28 protein-coding genes are annotated in these 24,706 nt (G+C 44.0%); 24 read left to right on the forward strand and 4 right to left on the reverse strand.

Features of this window, described 5'->3' with window-relative positions; all coding sequences use genetic code 11:
* Positions 1 to 516 precede the first annotated feature (516 nt).
* From zwf to gnd, 3 genes are read left to right on the forward strand one after another with little or no spacing between them, the layout of a single operon-like run.
* Positions 517 to 2,019 carry a glucose-6-phosphate dehydrogenase gene (gene zwf / locus L3V32_RS22100; protein ID WP_005397367.1) on the forward strand — a complete coding sequence of 501 codons (1,503 nt, stop codon included), beginning with the start codon at positions 517 to 519 and terminating at the stop codon, positions 2,017 to 2,019.
* Positions 2,016 to 2,732: a 6-phosphogluconolactonase gene (gene pgl, locus L3V32_RS22105; protein WP_237285235.1), complete on the forward strand. Its 717-nt coding sequence runs from the start codon at positions 2,016 to 2,018 to the stop codon at positions 2,730 to 2,732. The genes zwf and pgl overlap by 4 nt, the downstream gene beginning before the upstream one ends.
* A gap of 37 nt (positions 2,733 to 2,769) precedes the next feature.
* On the forward strand, positions 2,770 to 4,218 hold the full coding sequence (gene gnd / locus L3V32_RS22110) for a decarboxylating NADP(+)-dependent phosphogluconate dehydrogenase (protein WP_237285237.1): 1,449 nt from the start codon (positions 2,770 to 2,772) through the stop codon (positions 4,216 to 4,218).
* An 82-nt stretch (positions 4,219 to 4,300) separates the two neighbouring features.
* Here the strand turns inward: gnd and L3V32_RS22115 are convergent, their stop codons facing one another.
* Positions 4,301 to 4,504, reverse strand: coding sequence for a hypothetical protein (locus L3V32_RS22115; protein WP_005464314.1), 204 nt, complete (start codon positions 4,502 to 4,504; stop codon positions 4,301 to 4,303).
* Between the two features lie 575 nt (positions 4,505 to 5,079).
* On the opposite strand from L3V32_RS22115, the gene L3V32_RS22120 reads away from it, so the two are divergent.
* Positions 5,080 to 5,217, forward strand: a complete 138-nt coding sequence (locus tag L3V32_RS22120; RefSeq protein ID WP_005464410.1) for a hypothetical protein — start codon at positions 5,080 to 5,082, stop codon at positions 5,215 to 5,217.
* A gap of 60 nt (positions 5,218 to 5,277) precedes the next feature.
* Here the strand turns inward: L3V32_RS22120 and L3V32_RS22125 are convergent, their stop codons facing one another.
* Entirely contained in the window at positions 5,278 to 7,038 is a 1,761-nt protein-coding gene (locus L3V32_RS22125) for a sigma-54-dependent Fis family transcriptional regulator (RefSeq protein WP_114322280.1), read from the reverse strand.
* A gap of 239 nt (positions 7,039 to 7,277) precedes the next feature.
* Here L3V32_RS22125 and L3V32_RS22130 point away from each other — a divergent pair, with 239 nt between their 5' ends.
* Positions 7,278 to 8,798 carry an aldehyde dehydrogenase family protein gene (locus tag L3V32_RS22130; protein ID WP_005397377.1) on the forward strand — a complete coding sequence of 507 codons (1,521 nt, stop codon included), beginning with the start codon at positions 7,278 to 7,280 and terminating at the stop codon, positions 8,796 to 8,798.
* A gap of 133 nt (positions 8,799 to 8,931) precedes the next feature.
* On the opposite strand, the gene exsE2 is transcribed toward L3V32_RS22130, so the two are convergent.
* Positions 8,932 to 9,237 carry a T3SS regulon translocated regulator ExsE2 gene (gene exsE2, locus L3V32_RS22135; RefSeq protein ID WP_005397379.1) on the reverse strand — a complete coding sequence of 102 codons (306 nt, stop codon included), beginning with the start codon at positions 9,235 to 9,237 and terminating at the stop codon, positions 8,932 to 8,934.
* Positions 9,238 to 9,245: 8 nt separating this feature from the next.
* Positions 9,246 to 9,692, reverse strand: a complete 447-nt coding sequence (gene exsC, locus L3V32_RS22140) for a type III secretion system regulatory chaperone ExsC (protein ID WP_005397386.1) — start codon at positions 9,690 to 9,692, stop codon at positions 9,246 to 9,248.
* A 387-nt stretch (positions 9,693 to 10,079) separates the two neighbouring features.
* On the opposite strand from exsC, the gene L3V32_RS22145 reads away from it, so the two are divergent.
* From L3V32_RS22145 to L3V32_RS22235, 19 genes are all read left to right on the forward strand, one after another.
* Complete coding sequence (locus tag L3V32_RS22145) at positions 10,080 to 10,487, forward strand: YscW family type III secretion system pilotin (protein WP_182019331.1); 408 nt, start codon at positions 10,080 to 10,082, stop codon at positions 10,485 to 10,487.
* Positions 10,488 to 11,102: 615 nt separating this feature from the next.
* The gene (locus L3V32_RS22150; RefSeq protein WP_006741517.1) at positions 11,103 to 11,963 is read left to right on the forward strand and encodes a helix-turn-helix transcriptional regulator; all 861 of its coding nucleotides are present in this window, start codon (positions 11,103 to 11,105) and stop codon (positions 11,961 to 11,963) included.
* Between the two features lie 148 nt (positions 11,964 to 12,111).
* Entirely contained in the window at positions 12,112 to 13,092 is a 981-nt protein-coding gene (locus tag L3V32_RS22155) for a T3SS regulon anti-activator ExsD domain-containing protein (protein WP_006741518.1), read from the forward strand.
* 12 nt (positions 13,093 to 13,104) lie between these two features.
* The gene (locus L3V32_RS22160; RefSeq protein WP_237285239.1) at positions 13,105 to 13,533 is read left to right on the forward strand and encodes a YscB family type III secretion system chaperone; all 429 of its coding nucleotides are present in this window, start codon (positions 13,105 to 13,107) and stop codon (positions 13,531 to 13,533) included.
* Positions 13,530 to 15,404 carry a type III secretion system outer membrane ring subunit SctC gene (gene sctC, locus L3V32_RS22165; RefSeq protein ID WP_267136703.1) on the forward strand — a complete coding sequence of 625 codons (1,875 nt, stop codon included), beginning with the start codon at positions 13,530 to 13,532 and terminating at the stop codon, positions 15,402 to 15,404. The genes L3V32_RS22160 and sctC overlap by 4 nt, the downstream gene beginning before the upstream one ends.
* Before the next feature lie 5 nt (positions 15,405 to 15,409).
* The gene (gene sctD, locus L3V32_RS22170; RefSeq protein WP_012841765.1) at positions 15,410 to 16,711 is read left to right on the forward strand and encodes a type III secretion system inner membrane ring subunit SctD; all 1,302 of its coding nucleotides are present in this window, start codon (positions 15,410 to 15,412) and stop codon (positions 16,709 to 16,711) included.
* Positions 16,698 to 16,901 carry an EscE/YscE/SsaE family type III secretion system needle protein co-chaperone gene (locus L3V32_RS22175; RefSeq protein ID WP_012841766.1) on the forward strand — a complete coding sequence of 68 codons (204 nt, stop codon included), beginning with the start codon at positions 16,698 to 16,700 and terminating at the stop codon, positions 16,899 to 16,901. Before sctD ends, L3V32_RS22175 begins: the two co-directional genes overlap by 14 nt.
* 18 nt (positions 16,902 to 16,919) lie before the next feature.
* Positions 16,920 to 17,168, forward strand: a complete 249-nt coding sequence (gene sctF / locus L3V32_RS22180) for a type III secretion system needle filament subunit SctF (RefSeq protein WP_047009831.1) — start codon at positions 16,920 to 16,922, stop codon at positions 17,166 to 17,168.
* 3 nt (positions 17,169 to 17,171) lie between these two features.
* A complete protein-coding gene (locus L3V32_RS22185; RefSeq protein WP_203347183.1) occupies positions 17,172 to 17,531 on the forward strand; it encodes a YscG family type III secretion system chaperone in 360 nt (119 codons plus the stop codon).
* Complete coding sequence (locus tag L3V32_RS22190) at positions 17,528 to 18,163, forward strand: YopR family T3SS polymerization control protein (RefSeq protein ID WP_005395152.1); 636 nt, start codon at positions 17,528 to 17,530, stop codon at positions 18,161 to 18,163. Before L3V32_RS22185 ends, L3V32_RS22190 begins: the two co-directional genes overlap by 4 nt.
* Positions 18,164 to 18,171: 8 nt before the next feature.
* Positions 18,172 to 18,516, forward strand: coding sequence for a SctI family type III secretion system inner rod subunit VscI (vscI, locus tag L3V32_RS22195; RefSeq protein WP_005377202.1), 345 nt, complete (start codon positions 18,172 to 18,174; stop codon positions 18,514 to 18,516).
* On the forward strand, positions 18,516 to 19,262 hold the full coding sequence (gene sctJ, locus L3V32_RS22200; RefSeq protein ID WP_086015689.1) for a type III secretion system inner membrane ring lipoprotein SctJ: 747 nt from the start codon (positions 18,516 to 18,518) through the stop codon (positions 19,260 to 19,262). The genes vscI and sctJ overlap by 1 nt, the downstream gene beginning before the upstream one ends.
* Positions 19,255 to 19,920: a SctK family type III secretion system sorting platform protein VscK gene (vscK, locus tag L3V32_RS22205; protein ID WP_114322286.1), complete on the forward strand. Its 666-nt coding sequence runs from the start codon at positions 19,255 to 19,257 to the stop codon at positions 19,918 to 19,920. Before sctJ ends, vscK begins: the two co-directional genes overlap by 8 nt.
* Positions 19,899 to 20,537: an HrpE/YscL family type III secretion apparatus protein gene (locus tag L3V32_RS22210; protein WP_237285244.1), complete on the forward strand. Its 639-nt coding sequence runs from the start codon at positions 19,899 to 19,901 to the stop codon at positions 20,535 to 20,537. Before vscK ends, L3V32_RS22210 begins: the two co-directional genes overlap by 22 nt.
* A 185-nt stretch (positions 20,538 to 20,722) precedes the next feature.
* Positions 20,723 to 21,154, forward strand: coding sequence for a CesT family type III secretion system chaperone (locus L3V32_RS22215; protein WP_134646531.1), 432 nt, complete (start codon positions 20,723 to 20,725; stop codon positions 21,152 to 21,154).
* A gap of 3 nt (positions 21,155 to 21,157) precedes the next feature.
* On the forward strand, positions 21,158 to 22,321 hold the full coding sequence (locus tag L3V32_RS22220) for a VopS family T3SS effector adenosine monophosphate-protein transferase (protein ID WP_237285246.1): 1,164 nt from the start codon (positions 21,158 to 21,160) through the stop codon (positions 22,319 to 22,321).
* Between the two features lie 264 nt (positions 22,322 to 22,585).
* Entirely contained in the window at positions 22,586 to 23,032 is a 447-nt protein-coding gene (locus L3V32_RS22225; RefSeq protein WP_031780449.1) for a type III secretion system chaperone, read from the forward strand.
* A 10-nt stretch (positions 23,033 to 23,042) separates the two neighbouring features.
* Complete coding sequence (gene vopR, locus L3V32_RS22230) at positions 23,043 to 24,017, forward strand: type III secretion system effector VopR (protein ID WP_134646535.1); 975 nt, start codon at positions 23,043 to 23,045, stop codon at positions 24,015 to 24,017.
* Positions 24,018 to 24,247: 230 nt separating this feature from the next.
* Entirely contained in the window at positions 24,248 to 24,706 is a 459-nt protein-coding gene (locus L3V32_RS22235) for a CesT family type III secretion system chaperone (protein ID WP_005395137.1), read from the forward strand.

Below are 24,706 nucleotides of genomic sequence, written 5' to 3' on the forward strand. Positions count from 1 at the left end.
GTATCCTCATTATCTTTAATTGAGTATCATTATCAATAGAGTGAGAGGATAAAATTCAGGCCACATAGATCACAATAAAATTGTAATGGATTGCAAGGATGGATAAGGATTGTCCATATTAGAGTTTTTGCTTAATTTTTGTCTTACGTTAGTGCAACTTTTTTTATCCATAAAATACAAATGTTTATGATGTTTTGTGCAACTTATTTAAACGTTTGCACTGGCAAGTGTTGATGTAAATCAAATAGTCGTAGACAATACTGCACCGTGTCGGACTCTCCTCCAGCGAGTACAGTGTGTACTTTTGAGACATAAGTGACCTAAATGACCTTAATACGTCGTGTTTCCAACAGATTTGGGAGTGCTACTTCTTGAGGTTCTTTGGGCCTATAGACTTTACCTATCAACGTAATAGGTAAGACCAATTTTCTATTTTGAGGTGCCATTGATAGGGTTGGCTCATCCTTTAGCCGTATCCGGGCACACAATAAGTACCTCGTTTTTAAGGGAAAGATGATGGTAATACCAGAAAACAGCAGCATCGTTATTTTTGGTGCTTCAGGTGACCTTACATACCGTAAGCTCATTCCTGCTTTATACCACCTCTATGCGAACAAGCAGCTTCCAGAAAATTTTGCCATTCTGGGTGTAAGTCGCACTGAATACAGTGATGAGTCTTACCGTGCGAAGCTGAAAAAATCGCTTCAGGAAATGGAAAAGACTGAGCCAGAAACGCTTGATGCATTTATTAATCATCTGCACTACCAAGCTATCAATACTTCTGACACACAAGATTACAGTAAGCTATCTTCTCGTTTAGACCAACTTGCTGACGAATATCGTTTCGATCAGCGCAATACGCTTTTCTACTTAGCAACCCCACCAAGTTTATACAGTGTGATTCCTGCAAGTCTTGCAGCACACGGCCTAAACAAAGAAGAAGATGGTTGGAAACGCCTGATTATTGAGAAACCATTCGGTTATGACCTTGAATCAGCGCGTATTCTGGATAAAGAAATTCACGAGCACTTCCAAGAGCATCAAATTTACCGAATTGACCATTACTTAGGTAAAGAGACGGTACAAAACCTTCTTGTACTTCGTTTTTCAAACGCGATGTTTGAGCCGCTTTGGAACCGTAACTTCATTGATTATGTTGAAATCACGGGAGCAGAATTCCTCGGCGTAGAGGAGCGTGGTGGTTACTACGACAACTCGGGTGCCGTGCGCGATATGTTCCAAAACCACCTGCTACAAGTATTGGCGATGGTGGGTATGGAGCCACCTGCACAGATCAATGCAGATTCGATGCGTGATGAAGTCGTTAAAGTACTCCAGTGTTTAAAACCTTTGGACGAAAACGCTCTGCGTAACGATCTAGTATTAGGTCAATACACCGCTTCTGAAGTTCGTGGACAAAGTCTACGTGGCTACCGTGAAGAGCCGGGGGTTGCAGATGATTCTCGTACCGAAACGTACATCGGTTTGAAAGCATACATTAACAACTGGCGTTGGAATGGCGTGCCATTCTACGTGCGTACTGGTAAGCGTCTTCCAACACGCGTGACTGAAGTGGTTATCCACTTTAAACAAACACCGCACCCAGTGTTTGGTCAAAACGCACCAGAAAACAAGCTGATCATTCGCATTCAGCCAGACGAAGGCATTCAAATGAGCTTTGGCTTGAAAGAGCCAGGCGCAGGTTTTGAAGCGAAAGAAGTGAAAATGAACTTCCATTACGCTGACCTACAAGAAACGCAAATGCTAACTGCGTATGAGCGTCTTCTACTTGATGCTTTGAATGGTGATGCTACGCTATTTGCACGTAGTGATGCGGTGGAAGCGTGTTGGCAGTACGTACAGCCAATTTTAGATTTTAAACAAGATCCACAATCCCTCTTCGGGTACGCATGCGGCACATGGGGTCCTAAAGAGTCAGACGACCTGCTACAGCGTGATGGTCGCGCTTGGCGCTTCCCATGTAAAAACTTAACAGATACGGATTACTGTGAACTATGATCAACCATAAGATCTACCAAACAGCAGAGCAGGTAGTTGAAAGCCTAGCTAACGACATGAAAGCGTTCAGCGAAATGGGCCGACCTGTTCACATCTCTCTTTCTGGCGGCAGCACTCCTAAAATGCTGTTCAAACTGTTGGCTTCAGAGGCTTACGCAACCTCTATTCAGTGGCAAAATCTCCACTTTTGGTGGGGTGACGAACGTTGTGTCGCACCTGACGATGCGGAAAGCAACTACGGAGAAGCGAACGCGCTACTGTTTAGCCAAGTAAACATTCCAACAGAAAACATCCACCGTATACGCGGTGAAGATGACCCTAAAGTGGAAGCGGAACGCTTTGCGAAAGAGATGTCAGAGGTGATTCCGACTGAAAACGGAACCCCTGTGTTTGACTGGATCTTATTAGGTGTTGGTGCAGATGGTCACACAGCTTCTCTGTTCCCTGGCCAAACGAATTATGATGATGTGAACCTATCTCTTGTGGCGTCTCATCCTGAGTCGGGCCAGCTTCGTGTGTCAAAAACGGCACGCGTTTTAGAAGCAGCAAAACGCATCAGTTACTTAGTGCTTGGTGCAGGAAAAGCGGACATCGTTGAAGAGATCAACAGTTCACCTGCACACGCACTGCCATACCCAGCGGCTAAGATTCAAGCGAAATCTGGTCTGACGGAATGGTATTTAGATTTGGACGCAGCAGCAAAAATTGCTTAAACGCTGCTCGTCAATGAAACAAAATTGGAGAGAAACAATGAAAGGTGATATCGGTGTAATTGGCCTAGCGGTAATGGGTCAAAACCTTATCCTAAACATGAACGATCACGGCTTCAAAGTGGTCGCTCACAACCGTACTGCTGCTAAAGTAGACGAGTTCCTGGAAGGTCCAGCAAAAGGCACGAACATCATCGGTGCATACTCTCTAGAAGAACTAGTAGAGAAGCTAGAAACGCCACGTAAAGTGATGCTAATGGTTCGCGCGGGTGACGTGGTAGACAAGTTCATCGACGCTCTAGTCCCTCTACTAGACAAAGGCGACATCATCATCGACGGTGGTAACACGAACTACCCAGATACAAACCGTCGCGTTGCTGCACTACGTGAAAAAGGTATCCACTTCATCGGTACTGGTGTATCTGGTGGTGAAGAAGGTGCGCGCTTCGGTCCATCTATCATGCCTGGCGGCGCTCCAGAAGCTTGGGAAGCGGTTAAGCCTATCTTCCAAGGTATTTCTGCGAAAACTGATGCAGGCGAGCCTTGTTGTGATTGGGTTGGTAACGACGGTGCGGGCCACTTCGTTAAGATGGTTCACAACGGCATCGAATACGGCGACATGCAGCTGATCACAGAAGCTTACCAGTTCATGAAAGACGGTCTTGCTATGTCTGCAGACGAGATGCAAGCGGTATTCGCTGAGTGGAACAACACTGAGCTAAACAGCTACCTTGTTGAAATTACGGCTGACATCCTTGGCTACAAAGATGAAGACGGTGAGCCTCTAGTTGAGAAAATCCTAGACACTGCTGGCCAAAAAGGTACAGGTAAATGGACGGGTATCAACGCTCTAGACCTAGGTATTCCTCTAACGCTAATCTCTGAGTCTGTATTCTCTCGCTGTCTATCTGCATTGAAAGATCAACGTGTTGAAGCTGAGAAACTGTTCGGTAAGACAATCACACCAGTTGAAGGTGATAAGCAAGAGTGGGTTGACGCACTACGTCAAGCGCTTCTAGCGTCTAAGATCATCTCTTACGCTCAAGGCTTCATGCTAATGCGCGAAGCGTCGAATGAAAATGGCTGGGATCTAAACTACGGTAACGTTGCTCTTATGTGGCGTGGTGGTTGTATCATCCGCAGCGCGTTCCTAGGCAACATCCGTGATGCATACGAAGCAAACCCAGAACTAGCATTCCTAGGCTCTGATGATTACTTCAAAGGCATCCTACAAAACAGCCTAGTAGCATGGCGTAAAGTGGCAGCTAAGTCTCTAGAAGCAGGCATCCCAATGCCATGTACGACTTCTGCACTAACATTCCTAGACGGTTACACAACAGCTCGTCTACCTGCGAACCTACTGCAAGCTCAACGTGACTACTTCGGTGCTCACACATACGAGCGTATCGACCGTGAGCGTGGTGAATTCTTCCACACGAACTGGACTGGTACAGGCGGCGACACAGCGTCTACAACTTACGACGTTTAATCGTTTTAAGTAAATCGACTAAGTATAAAAGGATGCCTAAGCATCCTTTTTTGTGTCTGGCTTTATGAAACTCAAAGAGCGCCTAGGCGCTCTTTTCTGTGGTCGTTTTCTTGTTTTGATAAAACCTGTCTTTGAGGTAGAGAATTGCGCTGACCACAAGAGCCACTACAGAAACAGTAAATAGGGCATACATGCTAAGAATCCATGCGAATGTAGCCGTCAAAAACGCAATGAAGGAAAACATTCTGCTGAAAGACATCACATGGCCAAGTTTGTTACTTTTCATAAACGCCTCCCAAAGCTGAGTGGGGATAGACAAGTGTGGTCATATACCACGCTTTGATTGTCTGTTCTTTTTTTGCGTTTCACACAAAAAAGCGGCTAAAGATTTCTCAAAAAAGGTGAAATATTGAACTGGTAGACAAATCCATAAACGGATTTACAAATATATGAATGCATTTGTCTATCACTTCAAAGTTTTTGCTGTGTGGATTAAGGCCTTTTAACGCTATTATTGCAGCCTTCGAGTTTACTAGGCGTAATTTCAAGTCAATAATTTCGGGAAGCTCATCCTCATGATCAGTCACGATGAAAATCACTTTTCTTTGCTTAACAATACTTTATTGAATATGTGTGATTGCATCAGATTTGAGAATGAAACTAAGGTTGCAAGAAAGGCGAAAAAGAGTGCTAGGTAAGCCTTTGAACTACGCCTATAATTGGCGCCCACATGGAGGATGTTTAATAAATGAACATCCTCTATTTTTTGAAACCAGCAACAAGGATCCAGTAAAACGTGTTTTTCTGGTGTTGTTTACGTTGACCAAGAAGGTGATTAACACAACAAATTGAGGTTCTAAGATGACTCTTAACAAGTACTTTGTTTTCATTCCGGCAGAATTGGATCAGGAAATACACAAGGACAACCAAGTGATCTCTGAGAAGGAAACTCAACGTCAGGCATTAGTAAAACAGGCTCAACAACAAGGCGGCCTGTAAGCTAGGTTTCAAATAGAAAGAGCACCGCAAAGGTGCTCTTTTTGTATCTGAGATTATGGATTAACCCAATATGCCGAGGTTTTTCAGCTTTCTATAAATCGTATTTCGACTGACGCCAAGCATACGAGATGTTTTGCTGATGTTCCCCTGATTGGCTTGATATGTTTTGAGCAGTTTGTCTTCGACGGTTGCACGCAGTTTTAATGTCGGCTCTGTAGCGGTTGTTACGTCTTGAGCTTGGCTGAGCTTCTTACTCAGGTGAGTCGGTACGTGAGCGAGCTCCAACGTTTCTTCACCTTGCGCCATTAACGCGGATACTTTGATTAAACTATCGAGTTCTCGCAGGTTTCCTGGCCAAGAGTAAGAAAGCAGTAGAGAAAGTAGGTGAGGACAGAGTTGTTGTTCAGATTCAGCGTGACGTCGATGAATATTCTCGATCAGTTGTTGCTTATCATCTCGCTCTTCGAAGCGAGGCAATTCGATGATCAAACCATTGAGGCGATAGTATAAATCTTGACGGAACAATCCTTCGCTAACCAAGTTCTCGATATCTTTATGTGTGGCCGCAATGATTTGCGTATCGACTTGAACACTTTGGTTTGAACCCACAGGAAGCACGGTTTTATCTTGCAATACATGCAGCAAGCGGCTTTGAGCTTCCAAGGGTAAATCTGCGATTTCATCCAGAAATAAAATCCCTTTGTGTGCTTGGCGAATTTTTCCCTGATAGCCTTTGCTGTTTGCGCCAGTAAATGCACCAGCCACGTAGCCAAACAATTCGGACTCAACCAAATCTTTTGGTAGTGCGCCGCAGTTTACGGAAACCAACGGCCCCTTTTTTCTCTGGCTGTTTTTATGTAGCGCTTTCACAAACTCATTTTTACCAACACCAGTCTCTCCGAGAATCAGTAAACTGATGTCTTTATCGATAACGCGATTGGCTTGTTGCCAGCAATGCTCGACAGTGGAATCACCATAATGCAGATCATTGGAAGCGGTAACAGAACGAGACTTCACTTTTTTTTCGGTCAGCGGCTTTGTTTTGAACACGAAAGGGTGCTCGTCACTTTGGATAGAAAGAATGTCGTCGAGCGATTGCCCGATGACGTTTTGTTGCGCGAGGAGCTGAGAAGCAACTTGATTGTGCGCAAGAATCTGTCCATCTTCATTGGCGATGATAATCCCTTGCCACCCACTGTTCAGTAAGCCTTTCTCACATGCCAAATCCACACGAATATGCCCTTGTGGAATCAAGTTAAGCAATTGATTTTCAACTTGCTGGACCATGTTTTGCACCAGCACCTGAGTTGAGAAATCATGTTTCTTTTGTTCGCTGGTGATATCTAGCACGCCAATCAAATGACCAAGATGATCGAAAATAGGATTGGCCGAGCAGCTAATAAAACGATGATGTTGGATGAAGTGTTGATCGCCGATGACTGAGACCGGTTTTGCTTCAACTATCGCAGTCCCAATCGCGTTGGTGCCTTTGACCTTTTCTTGCCAGCACGCACCAGAGCTTAGCGCAATTTCGGTCAACTTCTCGCGGAACTTAGGTTGTCCCCAACTGCCGATGATGACGCCGTCGGCATCCGTCAGAATTAAGCGGCTGTCACTATGAGCAAAAAGCTGATTAAACAGCGGGAGAGCAAACTGGGTGACGGTTTCCAATAAGAAGTTGAGTTGGTGACGCCTATCTTGAAGTGTCGCTGGTGTCACTCGAATATCGTCAGGGCGTCGACGCTGTTTTAAACCCGCCTGTTCACTTCGGATCCATGAAGTTGAAAGCCAATTGTTATCGCTAATGTGTTGAAGTTCCATGACTGTACCATTTTGTCACAGTGAGGGTGTGCCATTTTGGAACACTTGAACATTGGTGTTCACACCATACATCCGCTCAAACATCGCTCACTTGGTTTGTTATCGCTTGGTAATCATAGTTTTACATTTAATTAACAACAAGTGTGGTGTAGTTGGCGTGTGACTTGCGTAATGCTCTTTGTGAACAGTGCGATACGACACTGCAATAACACATTGAACGAGAAACAAAAGGAAGAGTTATGATCTATGCACAGCCAGGTAGTGAAAATGCCATTGTTAACTTTAAATCGCATTACGATAACTTTATCGGTGGGGAATGGGTAAAACCAACGGGTGGTGAGTATTTTGACAATATCTCACCAATCAACGGACAAGCGTATTGTAAAGTTGCTCGTTCTGGCGAGGCAGATATCAACTTAGCATTGGATGCGGCACACAACATCAGAACTAAATGGGCAAAAACCAGTGTGACTGAACGCTCGAACATCTTGCTGAAAATCGCTGATCGTATCGAACAGCATTTAGAAGAACTTGCGGTTGCAGAAACATGGGAAAACGGCAAACCAGTTCGCGAAACCTTGGCGGCAGATTTACCTTTAGTGGTAGATCATTTCCGTTACTTTGCTGGCTGTATTCGCGCACAAGAAGGCAGTGCGGCGGAGCTGGATGAGCACACCGCAAGCTACCACTTCCCGGAGCCGATTGGCGTGGTTGGTCAAATTATTCCGTGGAACTTCCCAATGCTGATGGCGGCTTGGAAACTAGCACCGGCACTAGCGGCGGGTTGCTGTGTGGTATTGAAGCCAGCAGAGCAAACGCCAACGTCGATTCTGGTTCTTATGGAAAAGATCGGTGATCTGCTTCCTCCGGGCGTCATCAACGTTGTAAACGGCTTTGGTTCAGAAGCAGGCCAAGCATTAGCAACCAGCAACCGCATTGCAAAACTCGCGTTTACGGGCTCAACACAAGTTGGCAATCACATTCTAAAATGTGCAGCAGACAACTTAATCCCATCGACAGTTGAGCTAGGTGGTAAATCTCCAAACATCTACTTCTCAGATATTTTCGACTATGAAGATGAGTATCTCGACAAGTGTATTGAAGGTACGTTACTTGGGTTCTTCAACCAAGGCGAAGTTTGTACCTGTCCATCTCGCGTATTAGTTCATGAAGCGATTTACGATAAGTTCGTAGAGAAATTGACGGAACGTGCGCAGTTAATCAAGCAAGGTAACCCGCTCGATACCGATACTCAAGTTGGTGCTCAGGCTTCTCAAGAACAGTTTGATAAGATTTTAAGTTACCTCGAAATTGGCCGTGAAGAAGGCGCAAAAGTGGTCTTTGGTGGTGGCGTATCTGAACAGCCAGAGTCAATCAATCAGGGTTACTACATTCAGCCAACGATGTTGGAAGGCCACAATAAGATGCGTATTTTCCAAGAAGAAATCTTTGGCCCAGTGATTGCTATCACTAAGTTCAAAGATGAAGCGGAAGCTCTGGAAATCGCGAACGACACCGAATATGGCTTAGGCGCAGGCGTTTGGACGCGTGATGCGAACGTCGCATATCGTATGGGCCGTAATATCGAAGCTGGTCGAATCTGGATTAACTGTTACCACGCTTACCCTGCACACGCTGCGTTCGGTGGCTATAAAAAGTCGGGTATCGGCCGCGAAACACATAAGATGATGCTGGATCACTACCAAAATACGAAAAACCTATTGATTAGCTACAGTGTTGATCCACTAGGCTTCTTCTAAATGAAGTAGTTAACAAAGAAAAAGCAGTACTAAACAAAACCCCGAGCCTTCGGGGTTTTTTATTGCATGGGCTTGCGGGTGGGAGGGTGTATATACGTGAAATTTATATTTTGAACCCATCTATATTGCGTGCTCAGGAACGTTGAATTACGGTCACTTTTCGTTCAAGTAGTTTTTCGACCGCGGTGTTTTGCTTTTCAAGACTAAACTGCTGATCAAAATCCAAGACGCGATTACAAGACTCAAGACTCGCAAACTGGTTTAAACATTCGCTAAGTTCTCTTTTAGAGCTCATTCGAGCCAAACTGCTTTCTGATGAAGAGAGTAGGGTCACTTTGCGGCCATGAAATGTTCCTTGTGGCAGAGCATCACTTTGCTGTGCTTGCTTTACTTCATGAACCGGTAAGTTAGTGTATTTAGATTGGATGTCGTTGGACATAGAGACACCTAAACTCTTAAGTCTAAAGTTTGTGGCATCGGAGCTACCTCAGCAGTGGCGACATGAGCAGACAATAACGACTCCCACGACTCACTTTGCGTCAACAATTCCGCCAAAGCAGTTTCAAAATACTCATAATCCAGTCGCTTAATGTTAATGAGTCGGTTTAAACAGAGTACATGTCGATGATTATCTAAACTAAAGAATAATTGATGCTCAGGCCAGTGATAATTAAAGGCTAGGAAAGAACGATAGAGATCGGAATTAACGATTTGAAGACCAACAATCTCAGCTTCGAGCTGGAGGGTTGTCGATTCAGGATGAAAGATGATATGCACTCTTAGATTATCATCAAACGCTAAGCTTACTTCATTTTCCGTTAGATGCAGTGCAGGCAAGCCTATTTGATGAGCAAACTTTAGCAAAATCTCATCGATAGTTTGGCGTGCTGACATAGGAATAGTCCCTTTTGAAATTTTATCAAGGAAAATATTAGATGTATCTCTTCGTGTTTATCAATATTGGTCGGTTGTTATTATATTTTGGTTTTTAATTTCGGTGAGCTAAATAGAACAGCGATAACAAATGTGCTCTGATGCATATTGTGGTGCTTCTTAGATATTTAAATATCTTTGTTCTCTAATATACCCGTCTAATTGAAAGTGTATTAAGGTGCAGTCACGATGAGTTAAATTAAATCTAATGTTAAATATGTGTTGTTGAAGAATGCGATTTATTGTCCGCTTGTAGTATAAATATAAGTTGATCTTTTATATTTTTACATAAAGAATTGTGTGAAATTAAAATGAACTAAGTCTATAAAATAAGTTTATGGTGTCATAATGAACAATTCTATGTGGGCTGGTTTTGTCGGACTATTCCTACTAAGTGGGTGTAGTCAGTCTGTGCCGATTGTAAGGGAAGGTAGCTTTGACACAAAGAGTCAGGCGGCACTCTATGGTTGGGTTTCTGTCGATGGATACTTTCCACCTTCGATTACGTCTCTTGATGTGGAGATATGTAAAGTAATTGAAAATCAGTGCTTTAAGTCTGCATTTCAGCACTACCAAGGCGTTCAATTACCCGTACAGTATTCATTTTTAATTGCACCGATTCAAGCTGGTGACGGAAACATGAAGATAATTGGAAAGCTATACTCGAATGGGGAACTTGTAGCGGAAAAAGAAAAGAACTATTTATTTTCAGTGGAGGGAAAGCAGGAAAATTTGATGCTCGTGCCAAAAAAATAACCAGATGAAAAGTAATCGGTTACATTTTATTAGACCTTACTAAATTATTAAAAATAAAGATTTGCTCTTTCCTGTTGTGAAAGTTTTGTTGTTTTTTACAAACATTAATCACATGGTTTAAGTCATCGGGTCAGTTGTTTTTTAGACTTATACTTGTTGCAAAAATAGCATTCTTTATGATTATATCTCGCTCCTTGAACACGTTGGCTTGGCGTTTTAGGCTATAAAACATACAATTTTAAGATTTTGGAAATTTCAGTTTGTTCGATAAACGATACCATAATCTATTTAATTTTATTCTAATGTATAACAAAAATCCTAAACTTTAATAACGAAATGATATTTAAGTTTTGGCTAATAATAAACGCTATCTGATAAAAATAATAAAGACGGACAGCAGAGTTTACTAAGATAAACTTTTACCTTTAGGTAAGGGTAATGCTTAGAATATTCGCTAATTATTCGGGGGGTATGGTAAGTGATATGAACTTCTATGCTCTTTTCTTTGCTTCTTTAATTGATATAGCAGTACTTAGAAATAACAACAACCAAAGTATTGCTTTGAAAGTTTCTCAACACTCGTACTGAGAAACTCAAAATAATGAAGGGTAGAAAATGGATGTGTCAGGCCAACTAAACACAGAAAAGGTCGGCTCGAGCTCGCGAAAAATTCGTAGTTTTTCCCGCTATGAAAAATCTGACGAAGTATTTCACTCAGACCAATCTCACATTGTTGTCGTTCACAATGGTCAGCTTCGAGTTCAAACAGGTGATTGCACAATCGATGTTGCGGCAGAAAACGGGGTGTTTCTATCCCAAGGGGATTACTTATTCGAGTACTCGCCCTTAGACGGGGCGTACAAAGCGTCGATTATAACCTACGACAACGAACTCGTTAGTCAGCTATTACAGAAGCACAGTGATCTTTTGATGATGCTGCCCAAGGTAGATAAAGTTTGTTCTGGCTTGTTTACTTTTGGTTTGAACATACTCGTAGAGCAAGTGCTTTCCAGCATGCAGACGCTTGAGCAACAGGCGTATCCAGATGCGATCATGTGCCTAAAATATGAAGAGTTACTCATTCTTTTGCTGCACGGCAAAGGGGGAGAATCACTCTATGCGTTGCTGTCACAACAAACTAACCGAACATCGGAACGGTTACGTCGATTTATGGAACAACACTATCTCAAAGAGTGGAAGTTGACGGACTATGCGCAAGAGTTTGGTGCTAGCTTAACGACTTTTAAAGAGCTATTTAATGAGCACTATGGCATTTCTCCAAGAGCTTGGATCAGTGAGCGCCGATTGTTGCACGCTCATAAACTCCTGTTGACGAGCAAGATGAGCATCGTGGATGTGGCGATGGAGGCTGGGTTTTCTAGTCAGTCTTACTTTACGCAGAGTTACCGCCGTCGTTTTGGAACGACGCCAAGCCGTGTACGTTCGGGAGACGATCAAGTAGCCATCGCGAAATGAAATGACTTGGGACTAAAATTTTCTGACTAATTTTGAAAGTCACTCATCAGCGTAAATTCTATTATGCGTCATGTAACAACGAACGATTAAAAATTATTACACCTCTTTCTTTCTGGATCGTTCGAGAGGGGTGCGGAGACGAACATAAATGAAAAAGCAGCATTGGCGACGCCGTTCGCTTTTTCCAGACAGCATTGTGACACAACGGAAAGTGACTGTTTTGCAGAGAGGAGCTCGATATGAAAGTGCTTCTAGATCAACGCAGGATTTCAATGTTGTGCACGTCAATCACCGACAATTGTTGAGTGAAGGCGTCATTAATTATGAACAGTTATCTTTACTTCAGCGCTTGTTGGATAGAAGCGTCGTCGATAGCCTGTGCGCAAGCCAGTTGGTGAAAACGTATCAAAAGCTCGGTGCGTCGCTTGACCGATTCGCCATGCGTTTATTTTTGGAAATTGGGTCGCAGCTCAGTGATAGCCGCACACTCGTGACCTTTGAACAAAGACTGGAATACATCAACGCGCGTCTTGGTTTTCGCTTCAATTTAGCGGTACCAAAAACGTTGATGCTTTGTTTTCATTTATCTCTAAACGAGTGGATTAACCGTCAAGTTGATCAAAGCGCTTTGCATGCCTCCATTAAAGTGGAACAGCTTATCAATCAGCTCGATATTCAAAAGGAATATTGGTCGAAACTATCGGGAGAGGACACCAGTGCGGTGTTTGTACAACAGCAACTCGATTTAATTGAGCGCCAACAGCACCAGTTGAAAGATCAACTCGGGACGTTGAGCGAACAACAGATGCAAGTGATTGAATGTCATCGTTCGTTAATTGAGAAGTGGCAACCGTCCCTAGACGAGCTTAAAGGGTTCGCAGAGTACACTTCTACGACTGCTCAGTTTATCTCTGAGTGGAAAAAGTGGTGTTCGGAAGTTCGACTTGAAGCTCCTGAGCTGAACGAAGTCTGGGATGCATGTGATGTGGTTTACAACGACCAAAATGCGGTTGCGAAAGTATGGCAGTGGTTCAAGAGCATGCAAATTGTTGGCGACATTGATCACTACTATTTTGACACTCAAAGCGGCCAGTGCGGCCAGGCTTGCAATCACCTCAGCCAGATTTAAATAGGGCGTTAAATGTTAGATAAGATGATGAAATCTTTAGCGGAAACGCTAAAGGTAGGGGATTTTATTGCCTCAGAAAATGGCTCTTACAACATCGAGGTTGATCAGTTGTCACTGACCATCAAACAACACGCATCATGGTTTTTATGGGAAGCAGCTTTACCCTTCCAGTTTAAAGAGCATCTAGATTATCAACAAGAACAAGCGTTACAACGTTGCATGCAGCTCTCACTAAAAACAATCTGTGAAGATGGCTGCGTACTAACAGCGAATGATGATCAGCAGCTGATTTTACAAAGCAAAGTGAGGATCGAGGACTGTTCGATTGAGCTGTTCTCTTCTTTGCTTTCTAAGCACGTTAATCTATGTGAGCGTTATATGGCATTATTGGAGCAAGAGCGCGTGAACCACACGATTAATCATAATGTGTGGTTGCCATGATGCGAAAAGTCTTTCCGAACATCAGACGTGCTGCCACAAAGATACTGTTGTGTGCTGTGAGCTTTGCTCCGTTGGGATTCGCACAAGCAACAGACTTACACTGGCCCGAACAACCATTCCGATACTATGCAGATAACGACTCATTAAAAGAGTTGTTGAATAACTTTGGCGCAAACTATCGCGTTTCGGTTTCTGTGAGTGACAAAGTTAATGATCGAGTGAGTGGACGTTTTACTCCTGATGATCCGGCTGAGTTCCTCGACTACTTATCGCAAGTCTATAACTTGATGTGGTATTTCGATGGTGCCGTCTTACATGTCTATAAGGCGACAGAAACGCGCTCACGTTTACTCCAATTAGAATTATTGACCGCCAGAGAGCTACGAAGCACGTTAATTTCCACTGGAGTGTGGGATTCGCGCTATGGGTGGAGAGCCGCTGAAAGTAAAGGGTTGGTTTATCTTGCAGGTCCTCCACGTTATGTCGACTTAGTTGTACAAACGGCCGAAGCATTAGAAACGCGCCTGCTGCAGAAATCGAATTCAACCGACGAGTTATTCGTTGAAATAATTCCTTTGAAGTACGCTTCTGCAACGGATAGACAAATTGCATATCGAGATCAGACCATTACGGTTCCGGGTATCGCATCGGTTTTAAAGCGAGTCGTGTCTGGTGTTCAAACTCAAGTGACGAGTGCGTCGAACAAAGAAGTTACCAGTTCAGATAAGCCTGTAAAAAGCAATAAAACCGCCTCAGTTCATGGCGGAGCAACGGTTGAAGCAGAGCCGGGCCTTAATGCGATTATTGTTCGTGATACTCAAGCGCGATTACCGCTCTATCGCAAACTGGTCGCTCAATTGGACCAACCGCAATCAAGAATTGAAGTTGCATTATCGATTGTCGACATCAGTGCCAACGATTTAAGTCAGTTAGGCGTGGATTGGCGAGCGGGAGTATCTGTCGGAAATAATCGAATTGTTGATATCAAAACAACAGGGGATGTGAGTTCGGGTGATGTGACTCTCGGTAGCGGACAAAATTTTAAGTCTTTGCTTGATTCAACCAATCTGAATTACCTGTTGGCTCAAATCCGTTTATTGGAATCTCAAGGCAGTGCTCAAGTGGTTTCAAGACCAACACTGCTAACCCAAGAAAATGTCGAAGCGGTACTGAACAACAGCAGCACGTTTTACGTCAAGCTGGTTGGTAAAGAGACCGCAGCACTGGAAGAGGTCACGTATGGCACGTTACTGAGAATTGTCCCGCGTATCGTTGGTGACAGGTTTGCTGCCCGACCAGAAATCAATCTGAGCCTTCATCTCGAAGACGGGGCAAAGATTACCGATGGTGGTGTCGACGACCTTCCTTCCGTTCGTAAAACTGAAATCAGTACGTTGGCGACGGTGAAGCAAGGACAGAGCTTGCTCATCGGTGGTGTTTATCGAGATGAAGTGAGTCATCAGTTACGTAAAGTACCACTGTTGGGAGACATCCCATATTTAGGTGCGTTGTTTAGAAGTAATACCAACACTAAACGCCGCACGGTGCGCATGTTTATTCTAGAACCGCGAATCGTTGTGGATGGTATTGGCGATAGTGTGTTGATTGGTAATGAGTACGATCTGCGACCAAGCATTGGCAAGCTCAACAACATTTCCAACAACAGTGCTGAATTTAAATCGGTCGTCGAAGTGTATAGCTGCACATCAAAGACTCAAGCAGAGCGCTATCAGCAAGACTTATTGTCACAGCAACAGTCGTCTCAATTGACGCAGTGCCAATTGCCGACAGGACAAAAGGGTTGGCGTGTAAAAGTATTGGAATGCGATGACTCACAAAGTGAGTGTGTGCGTCCATCAGAGGAGCCTTAACCGCGATGCAGCAATGGAAAATTCGTATTTTATCAGGCGTGCATTCCGGAGTTGAAGTCACCTTACCTGAGGGCGCTCTTGTGCTTGGCAGTGACGACTTTATCGCAGATCTCGTGCTGTCTGATGCTGGGGTCGAAGCTAACCATTTCACGTTGGTTTGCCAGCAAGACTCGGTCATTTTACGAGGCTGCAAAGAGGCAAATATTAACGGTGAAAACATCTCTGTTGAAGATGATGGGATCGAGTTGTCACGCCATGCCGTTGTCTCTGTAGGCGTTGTGAAGTTCGCACTGGGGTACGCAGAAGATGCGTTAATCGTGAGTAACGTCAGCGACGAATCTAGCGAACAGGATACACCTGTTGTTGCTGTACAACGCTCTAGCTGGAAAAAAACAACGCTCATCGCCTTGCTTTGTAGTTTTGTCCCGAGTGTCATTTTTGCTGGTATGTGGTACAGCCAAGCTAACGGAAACAATAATGAGACTGTCACAGAAGCAGAACCCATTGTTTTGGTGCGCAACATCTTAGGCGAGCTCAAACTTAGCGACGTTCGTGTGGAATGGAATGCCGCCGCACGCCAAGCGGTTTTGGAAGGCTATGTAGAAGATCGAACTCAGAAACTCGATCTGCTTGGTCGAATTGATGTATTAGGTATCAATTACAAAAGTGACTTAAGAACGATGGAAGAAATCCGTCGCGGGGTTCGATTTATTTTGCGAAACCTCGGCTATCACCAGGTGAAAGTCGAAAATGGGGATGAGACGGGCACACTGTTACTGACGGGTTATATCGATGATGCAAGCCGCTGGAACCAAGTTGAGCAAATTTTAGAGCGAGACGTACCGGGCCTCGTAGCGTGGAAGGTTGAACTGCAAAGAGCGGGTGCCTATATGGATACGCTAAAAGCCTTATTGACGGATGCGGAGCTACTGAAAAAAGTCCAGTTGGTTACCAGCGGTGATCGCATCGAAGTACGCGGGGAACTTGATGATATCGAAACGACTCGATTTTACGGTGTGACTCGAGACTTCCGAGAACAATATGGTGAAAAACCGTATTTAGTTTTGAAATCCATACCTAAGGTGAGTAAAGGCACCAACATCGATTTCCCGTTTCGTAGCGTTAACTTTGGTCAGGTTCCATATGTGATTCTGACCGATAACGTTCGTTACATGGTTGGTGCAAGAACGCCTCAAGGCTACCGCATATCCAGTGTTACGCCTGCTGGCATTGAGCTGGTCAAAGGCGGGCGGGTGATAACAATAGAACTCGGATACGAGGGCGAGACGAACAATGACAAATCTTGAACAAATTTTAAATAACGACAAAAACGGTGCGGAAGTGCACAAGATTAAGAGCAAGCTCTTAGAAGCACAAGCGGTGGTGAAACGTCAGTTGGATTTAGGGTGCTCACCACAGCAGTACCAATTGCTACTCAAACAGTATGAAGCTTACACCGCCGCACATGCGGTCGTTGAATCATACGAAGCGAACTAAAAAATACGAGGAAGTCTTATGTCATTTTACGATGCTAGTAACAGTGTAAACCTTGATGATGTTAAAACTAAGTTAGAAAAACAAGCGAAAGATGCCAACACAGAGGTGACGACTGCCATCAAGAACCTAGAAACAAACGCCGATGATCCATCTAAGCTGGCTGAACTTCAGCACGCGATCAACAAATGGTCTGTTGTTTACAACATCAATGCGACCACTACTCGTGCGATTAAAGATGTGATGCAGTCGATTCTCCAGAAGGTATAAAGCATGGAACGAGAAATGCGCCAATTGCTGGCTGAAATCGCGCTGATGGCAACCGGTATGCATCGTCATCAAGAAGCTAACACGATTGCGGACGGCCTTGAAGCAAGCTCTGGTTCTGAAGAGACCGTGGTGATGATTCGTACAATGAGCCTTATGAATAAAGGCTTGTACGAAGAGGCTCATCAATTGCTCGAACCACTTTGCAACGCCTATCCAGATCTGATCAGTTTAGCGGCCCTTGCTTCCGCCAAAGCTGGTTTCTTGAGCAAAGCGGAAAGTTGGGTAGAACTCGCATCACAGGGAAGCGAAGAAAGCCAAGCATTTGCTGCAAGCTTTTCTCAGGACATTAGGAACCTTGGATGATCGTTGATTCAAGTAATCTAACTCTTCAGCCTCAACCTCTGCGCCAATCGGAGTCGCGCCATTATGAGCGGAGCGATGAAGATAAGATGAATGTGCTCATGGAGCGTAATGCCAAGCAAGCGGAAGCCTCACACGCCTCTCCAAAAGAGACGTTAGAGAAAACAGAAGCGAAACTGGCGGACATCAAAGCGTGGTATGAATCACTAAAAGACGCAGATGTTGTCAGTAAACAAAGCGTCTTATCATCGTTGAATGAAGCGTTCTCCGATCCTCAAGTTAAACGAGAGGCAATGTGGTACGCCTTTTATGAGGCGAAGAGTGCAAAGGGCACCGAACACCCGCAAGCCGATTTATTAAAGGTGTTGAAGCAGGAGTTGCTAGGGGATTTTTCGGGCCAGCTTATTGCCGAGCCACCTGTCGATAAAGCAGCACTTAAAGAAATGTTGGCGCAGCATTTTCCACTTGGTGCCCAGAAAGAACAAGCCTTGTGGCACTGCTGGGCTGAGTTGAAGTCGTTACCTGATATGGCATCAACACTGGACATGGTTCGTGATGAGCTTAGCTTCATGATTCAAAAAAATGCGATGGTGAAAAACATCGTGACTCATAGTCACAAGTTAGATTTGTCTTAGGAGTACATATGATAAACACGCAGTACACCGAGGTGATGCAAACCAACATTGATAAGTTGCAGGATGCACAAGTCGAGGACGGTTTAAGTGAACGTTTCGAGCAAGCCATGTCGGTTCCCGAGGCGAATAATGGCTTGGAGGGCGGTTTGCTCGAAAACATCAGCGAGTTAAAAAATACTATCGATAACGCGAAAAGTAACCTGCAAGACAACATGAAGATGGTGGGTGATGATCCGGCGCAATTACTGCAAATGCAGTGGGCACTGACGCGCATTACTTTTCAAGAAGAGCTGATCGCGAAAACCGTGGGTAAAACCACACAAAACGTAGAAACCTTATTGAAGGCACAATAGTGATGATGAATAAAATGAGAGCGGTTTTCATCATGCTCACGTTGTTTCTGGTGGGTTGTCAGACCGAGCTGTACACCAACGTAACTCAGAAAGAGGGGAATGAGATGTTGTCGATCTTACTATCCGAAGGTGTCGTTGCAACAAAAGAACCTGACAAAGACAACACCGTCAAGTTAATGGTAGACAGTTCTCAAATCGCCTTCGCGGTAGACGCGCTGAAGCGAAAAGGGTATCCAAGAGAGCAGTTTTCTACATTGAAAGAGGTGTTTCCCAAAGACGATTTGATCTCGTCGCCATTAGCAGAACGAGCACGTTTGGTGTACGCGAAATCTCAAGAACTTTCTTCAACCTTATCTCAGATTGATGGCGTGCTGGTGGCACGTGTTCATGTTGTTTTGGAAGATCAAGATCTACGTCCAGGAGAGCGTCCAACTCCTGCGTCTGCCTCTGTGTTTATTAAACACGCGGCGGATATTGCGCTTGATTCGTATGTTCCTCAGATTAAATTATTGGTGAACAACAGTATTGAGGGGTTGAATTACGATCGAATCAGCGTAGTGATGGTACCCTCATCAGAGGTACGAGTTGCTACTCAAAACAATCAATTTAAAAGCATTTTGTCGGTTCAGGTCACCAAAGAGACGGCGAATAATTTTGTCGCCATTTTGGTGTTCTTGGTAGCTGCGCTTATCGGTTCAAATATCGCTACTTTTACTTGGTGCCGCAGGAACACAAAGCGTGGTTAAACCAGAAACACCACTCGCGCAGGTACAACATCAATTTAACTACGCGCCTTGCCAATACATCCATAAAAGTTGGATAGAACAGAAACAGCCTTGGTTATTAAATATTGAAGGTTGGAGAGATAACCCCATGTTTAACCAATGGTGCATAAATGAGTGGGCGTTATCTCCAGTTCCAGAGACGGCTTTTAACAAACCTTGCCATAGCTTGGCGTTGCTCCCAGCGGATGCGTTGAATCAACTCGTATTGATGGTGGGCGGAGCTTTACATTGTGTGGCAATGCGAGGCGTTGTTTTAAAACATCCGAAACAGGTTCTGAACAACGTCTTTGGATTGGAAGGCGCTCGGTTCTTGATTCAAAACGGGCCGATGTTGTTATCCAGTTGGCCGCAAGGTTGGCAACATCCGTTGCCAGAATCATTGGATGAGCGGTCTGTTGAAGCAAAAATGCAAGCGCTTGGATACTCCTGGATAAGGTTTGTTTTAGTTAACTCGCCAGAAGACATTGTCCTGCGTTGGCAATTCAAACTAGAACAGCAGCTCAGCGAGAGTACGGAAATGGCTAGCTGGTTGGCAAAAGATCAGCGAGATCTAGCGTATCGACTCACAAAAAAAATCGCAAAACAGGTTATTCCCCAATGGTTTCATTTGTTGAAATAAAAACAGACAACTTGCAGCTGGCACCTGGCTTAAAGGTGCTGAAAGCGAAAAATTATGCCAGTTATCTTGATTCGCAACACTTAGTTGAAGCCGCGAACTCCAAAGCTGAAAGCATCATTGCTAATGCCCAACAAGCCTACGAAACTGAAAAACAACGTGGTTATCAAGATGGTCTCGCACAAGCCAAGATTGAAAATGCGCAAACGATGGTTGAAACCCTAGCGCGTTGTAATGATTACTATCAGCAAGTCGAAGAAAAAATGACAGGCGTGGTGTTAGAAGCGGTACGTAAGATCATCGATACCTTTGATGATGTCGATACCACGGTGAGCGTCGTGCGAGAAGCGTTGCAATTGGTGAGCAACCAAAAGCAGGTCATTTTACATGTCCATCCAGAGCAGGTTGTTGATGTGAGGGAAAAGGTGGCTGGTGTATTAAGTGATTTCCCTGAAGTCGGTTATGTTGACGTGGTAGCAGATGCGCGCTTGAAAAATGGAGGCTGCATTTTGGAAACAGAAGTTGGGATCATCGACGCCAGTATTGATGGACAGTTGCATGCATTAAAGCAAGCGATGGTGAAGCAGCTCAGTGAGCGTAAAATTACGATTCATGAATAAATCTTAAAAACTCAGCACTTGCTGAGTTTTTTCATTTTAATGCCTTTAAACAAAAAAAATCCGACCATTTCTAAAATATTCACTGCCATAAATCCTTAAGAATACACCTAAGAAAGCTGCTTAGTTGATAAGTGTTGCAACCAAGCAGCGCCTCTAAAACAACAAAAATAGGATTATTTAGTCGAATGGCTAATGGATTTATAACTTCTTTACTGACAGATTTTGCCAGCCGCTGCCAACTGGAGTCGCTGGTTTTTGATGAGGATGATTGTTGTCATCTACTCATTGACCAAAACACAGCAATCACAATTCGCGCACAAGAAGATCGCCTGACACTTATTGGGCTGATTTCAGGCGATAAGCCGAGTGATGATGCTTTGCATCAACATATGAAAGATGCCTTAACGCAAGGCTCTCCAGCGGTATTCTGGGAGGCAGAAACGGGATACATCGGTTTCATACACCTGCACCAGCAACTGTTAACTGCTTCTTTTCTTGATGAATCATTAGCGAATTTCATCGAATGGCTAAAAAGTGCGAACACGCAAAAAGTAACCAATAAAACAACCGAAGTCCCGGTAACGAGTACTACTCATTTTTCCACATTAAGGGTTTAAAACATGATCAGTTTTGGAAGTGTTAGCGCATTGCAGGCTGCCATGCCGCAAGCTCGCAACGAGATACTAAACGAAGGCAAGCTGAGTATTGGTGGCAAAGAATACCAAATCAACGCAGCGACCCAAGAATTTACTCGTGCCAATCCTACTAATGGTGCGGTAGCGCGATTTTTTGAAGCGACAGGAAAACTGTTTCGCGAAGGCAGCCCACAATCGGTTGCGAAAGCCCTTACAAAAGCCGTATTTGATAATGAGCAAGGCCAAGCTCAGCGTTTACGAGCTGCTTCTTCTGTTGAGCATGGACAAATGTTCTTCAAAGATGGAAACATAAAAACCGCATCAGATGTATTAAATGCATTCGCAAAATTGGATAGCAAAACGGTCCAATCGCACTCTGCTGAGCTAAACCAGTTAGCGGAGCGAGCAATGACAGAATCAATGCTAGAAACCGATTCTGGTAAAAACCTCACATCACTGATTGGCGAAAGTGCAGCGAAGTCGCTTGCTGGACGTGTAGTAAAAGACTATGGCGGTGGTGTGTCTGCAGCGCAAAAAAATCCAGCAGGTAGCATCACTCAAATGCAAGCGGTGTTTGATATGGAGGTGATGCATCTTAAATCGGCGCAACGCCATATCGAAGGTCTAGCAAGCACCGATCTAAGCCAAGGTGTATACGCTGAAGGACTGGCAGAGGACGCGTTTAACAAAAGTGGCGTCACCGATAATGTCGAACGAGCTGCGGCGTGGATCATTAATGCTTCTAACTCTAAAGGAAACGATGCCGAAAACATTACGTCTTTACTTAAAGAGTACGCGTCTAATGGTAAAGACTTATTGAATATGGACAACTTAAAAGAGCTACACGCTCGATTGGTACCTGATGTTGAACGTGACTACCGAGGGCCAAATATTTCGGGTGGTACTTTGCCTTCAAGTATTGGCGGTGAGGGGATGCTAAAGCAGCACATTGAAGGATTTTTGAAAGAAAACCCAGTGGCGGATAAAGATCTGGGTAAACACTTGTTTGCAGGAGTCATTGGGTATCACGGGTTCACCGATGGAAACGGTCGCATGGGACGCATGCTATACGCGATAGCAGAACTTCGTAACGACTCATTCAATCCTTTGGCTATGAACGCAGAGAACAGCCTTCACGGCATCAAGTAATTTTTCTCTTCTATTCCAATTTTAGAGCGGCGATTGCCGCTCTTTTCTTATTTCTTTATCCAACTTATTCTTCATTTTTCTACCTCGCTAAAACGGCTAATAGCAATAAAATTGAGACGTTTAAATAAAGCTCTTGTGTCTATCACGCCATAAAATCGCTCTTATCCTTATGAGCTTATTTAAATAAGCCGTTATACCCAAGTCGTCTCGCTGCATCATATATTTCGAGGCTACTTAGGTATATTAAATTAGACAGGACACAACATGGATACAGGAAAGATTAATATGCTTCTCTCTGAACTGGGAGAAGTGCTGAACCTTGAGCGCGTGACAGCGTATGACGATCAAATGTGGTCACTGCATTTTGCTGAAAATAACAGTGTCGATGTTCTGCTCGTGGAGGAAAAAGGCGAGTTGTTGATTTCTAAAAACCTGCACATAGAACAAGAGGATATTACGTTAGACAAACTTCAAGTTTTACTTGAATACAACTTCTTATATCGAGAAACCGGCGGTGTGCAGTTTTGCGTTAATCCAACCACTAAAGATGTGGTTCTTCAGGTTGCCATCGCGGCCGAGAGTGAACTCACCAATATTGCTAACTTGATGATTCAACTGAATGAGCTAGTGGATACTTGGGCTCAGCTATTTCAGAACAATACGGTTGTAGATTTTAGCCAAACAGACGTACACGCATTTATTCAAGTTTAAGGCATTACACATGGTCAATATTAATACATCGCAAATGCACTCGTTGAGTCAGTTAACATCCCATTTGGCGACACAAAATCAATCTGACGATAAAGAGGTTCGAGCACACAACGGCAAAGATATTTTTGTTAAAGAGGGTGCACCAAAAAATAAAAGTATCAGCGCGCGTATTAGCCACCAGAATAAAGCGAAAGACATTGTAGTGAACCTGCTTACTAAGCAGGGTATTCCTAAAGATGTTGCGAAGCTGATGCTGAAAAATGTGTTGAACGGTGAAAACAAGTTAACGCTTGGTAGTCTGAAAAACCTAGAGAGATTGTCGTCTGGTCCGAGCTCACATTGGCCAGCCGCGCAAACGGCCTCTTCTTCCAAAACCAATAAAGCTTCATCGAGTGTCGCGCTGATCAACGAACATAAAGCTAACCTTCAAAAGCTTGGTGATTTTGCCTGTACAGACTTAAATACATTTGGTGTAAAAGGTTCGCAGTTTTATGAAACCAAAGGAAAGCCTAGATTAGAAGCGCTTCACGCGAATCAAGCGCGAATCATGCAAGATCAACGAGCGACTATGTCTGCAAACGGAGTTCAAGCTGCAGCACAAAGAGGGACCGCACCGCAATTAAGCACTCTACAGAACATTGCCAAGGCAGTACAAAACGCGAAAGCCGGCTGCTGTACTACATTTGCCTTTGCTGCCGCTGCTGAGATGATTCAAGGTATGTCAGGCACACCTGAAGGTGAGCCTAAAGTAGAAGTGGTTGCGTTTAAAAAGGGTCATTCAGGTACACACCTTTATGTACTGGTTGGTCGACAAGAGGGGAGTGATATCAAAGATCCATCAACATGGAGTAAGGATGTGAAAATTGTTGATCCTTGGGCAACATCCGCATTCGGTGCACCAATGTTTGGAGATGCGCAACGACCACCTGTTTCGAATATGTTCCCGCCAACAGAAGTCATTTTTGATAGCCATAAACTGGGTTAGTCACTCTGCAAAAGAAGTGAGCAAATACATCATGCTAATCATCTAACCTTTATTGAAAGAGCAGCCCTGAGCTGCTCTTTTTGATTACTCTGGCAACTCGTTTTTACAGCGAGATTTCTGCGGAAAACCTCACAATGAAGGCGAAAAAGTGACAAAAATAAAGCCATTACCGACATCGTTCAATCTGCAATCGTTGTTCAATAGAGTTATTGAAACAAAAGGAAAAAGTTATGAACACGATTCAACAACTGCTCTTGGAGTTTTGCCAACTCAATGAGTTACCCGAACTGAATTTTGAAGACAATGAACGTTGTCAGCTACTGGTCGACGACCGCTACATGCTGTATTTCATCGCGACAGATACGGATGACTTAATGTTGTCCGTGACGTTCGGAGGATTAGAAAAATCGGGCGAACAAAGACTAAAAGGTTTAGAGCTTCTTGCTCATGCTAATTATCAGGGCATCGGTAGTGGCAGCCTTGCACTTGCTTTAGCCCCAAATGGTCGACAGCTTGTCTTAGCGGGACGTAAACCCGTTGAGCACCTAAACACGACGAATCTTACTGCTTGGTTTCATGAGGTTATTGAACAGACTGAATTGTGGCAAGCGCGTTTTGCAATGTTGGATCAAGCGATTCCAACCACCCCTAATCATGAACAAGCTCATGTTCAATCACTTCGTGTGTAG

Source organism: Vibrio sp. J2-4 (genome assembly GCF_021728155.1).
Lineage (GTDB): Bacteria > Pseudomonadota > Gammaproteobacteria > Enterobacterales > Vibrionaceae > Vibrio > Vibrio diabolicus.

Excerpts from the sequence above, each read along its gene's own strand:
- L3V32_RS22130 (WP_005397377.1), top strand. The coding sequence starts at position 7,278 with ATGATCTATGCACAGCCAGGTAGTGAAAATGCCATTGTTAACTTTAAA.
- sctD (WP_012841765.1), top strand. The coding sequence starts at position 15,410 with ATGCAGCAATGGAAAATTCGTATTTTATCAGGCGTGCATTCCGGAGTT.
- L3V32_RS22175 (WP_012841766.1), top strand. The coding sequence starts at position 16,698 with ATGACAAATCTTGAACAAATTTTAAATAACGACAAAAACGGTGCGGAA.
- L3V32_RS22190 (WP_005395152.1), top strand. The coding sequence starts at position 17,528 with ATGATCGTTGATTCAAGTAATCTAACTCTTCAGCCTCAACCTCTGCGC.
- sctF (WP_047009831.1), top strand. The coding sequence starts at position 16,920 with ATGTCATTTTACGATGCTAGTAACAGTGTAAACCTTGATGATGTTAAA.
- vopR (WP_134646535.1), top strand. The coding sequence starts at position 23,043 with ATGGTCAATATTAATACATCGCAAATGCACTCGTTGAGTCAGTTAACA.
- exsC (WP_005397386.1), bottom strand. The coding sequence starts at position 9,692 with ATGTCAGCACGCCAAACTATCGATGAGATTTTGCTAAAGTTTGCTCAT.
- pgl (WP_237285235.1), top strand. The coding sequence starts at position 2,016 with ATGATCAACCATAAGATCTACCAAACAGCAGAGCAGGTAGTTGAAAGC.
- L3V32_RS22150 (WP_006741517.1), top strand. The coding sequence starts at position 11,103 with ATGGATGTGTCAGGCCAACTAAACACAGAAAAGGTCGGCTCGAGCTCG.
- L3V32_RS22210 (WP_237285244.1), top strand. The coding sequence starts at position 19,899 with ATGGTTTCATTTGTTGAAATAAAAACAGACAACTTGCAGCTGGCACCT.
- L3V32_RS22225 (WP_031780449.1), top strand. The coding sequence starts at position 22,586 with ATGGATACAGGAAAGATTAATATGCTTCTCTCTGAACTGGGAGAAGTG.
- gnd (WP_237285237.1), top strand. The coding sequence starts at position 2,770 with ATGAAAGGTGATATCGGTGTAATTGGCCTAGCGGTAATGGGTCAAAAC.
- L3V32_RS22220 (WP_237285246.1), top strand. The coding sequence starts at position 21,158 with ATGATCAGTTTTGGAAGTGTTAGCGCATTGCAGGCTGCCATGCCGCAA.
- L3V32_RS22120 (WP_005464410.1), top strand. The coding sequence starts at position 5,080 with ATGACTCTTAACAAGTACTTTGTTTTCATTCCGGCAGAATTGGATCAG.
- sctC (WP_267136703.1), top strand. The coding sequence starts at position 13,530 with ATGATGCGAAAAGTCTTTCCGAACATCAGACGTGCTGCCACAAAGATA.
- L3V32_RS22145 (WP_182019331.1), top strand. The coding sequence starts at position 10,080 with ATGAACAATTCTATGTGGGCTGGTTTTGTCGGACTATTCCTACTAAGT.
- L3V32_RS22155 (WP_006741518.1), top strand. The coding sequence starts at position 12,112 with ATGAAAAAGCAGCATTGGCGACGCCGTTCGCTTTTTCCAGACAGCATT.
- L3V32_RS22160 (WP_237285239.1), top strand. The coding sequence starts at position 13,105 with ATGTTAGATAAGATGATGAAATCTTTAGCGGAAACGCTAAAGGTAGGG.
- exsE2 (WP_005397379.1), bottom strand. The coding sequence starts at position 9,237 with ATGTCCAACGACATCCAATCTAAATACACTAACTTACCGGTTCATGAA.
- L3V32_RS22185 (WP_203347183.1), top strand. The coding sequence starts at position 17,172 with ATGGAACGAGAAATGCGCCAATTGCTGGCTGAAATCGCGCTGATGGCA.
- L3V32_RS22235 (WP_005395137.1), top strand. The coding sequence starts at position 24,248 with ATGAACACGATTCAACAACTGCTCTTGGAGTTTTGCCAACTCAATGAG.
- L3V32_RS22215 (WP_134646531.1), top strand. The coding sequence starts at position 20,723 with ATGGCTAATGGATTTATAACTTCTTTACTGACAGATTTTGCCAGCCGC.
- L3V32_RS22115 (WP_005464314.1), bottom strand. The coding sequence starts at position 4,504 with ATGAAAAGTAACAAACTTGGCCATGTGATGTCTTTCAGCAGAATGTTT.
- zwf (WP_005397367.1), top strand. The coding sequence starts at position 517 with ATGGTAATACCAGAAAACAGCAGCATCGTTATTTTTGGTGCTTCAGGT.
- L3V32_RS22125 (WP_114322280.1), bottom strand. The coding sequence starts at position 7,038 with ATGGAACTTCAACACATTAGCGATAACAATTGGCTTTCAACTTCATGG.
- vscI (WP_005377202.1), top strand. The coding sequence starts at position 18,172 with ATGATAAACACGCAGTACACCGAGGTGATGCAAACCAACATTGATAAG.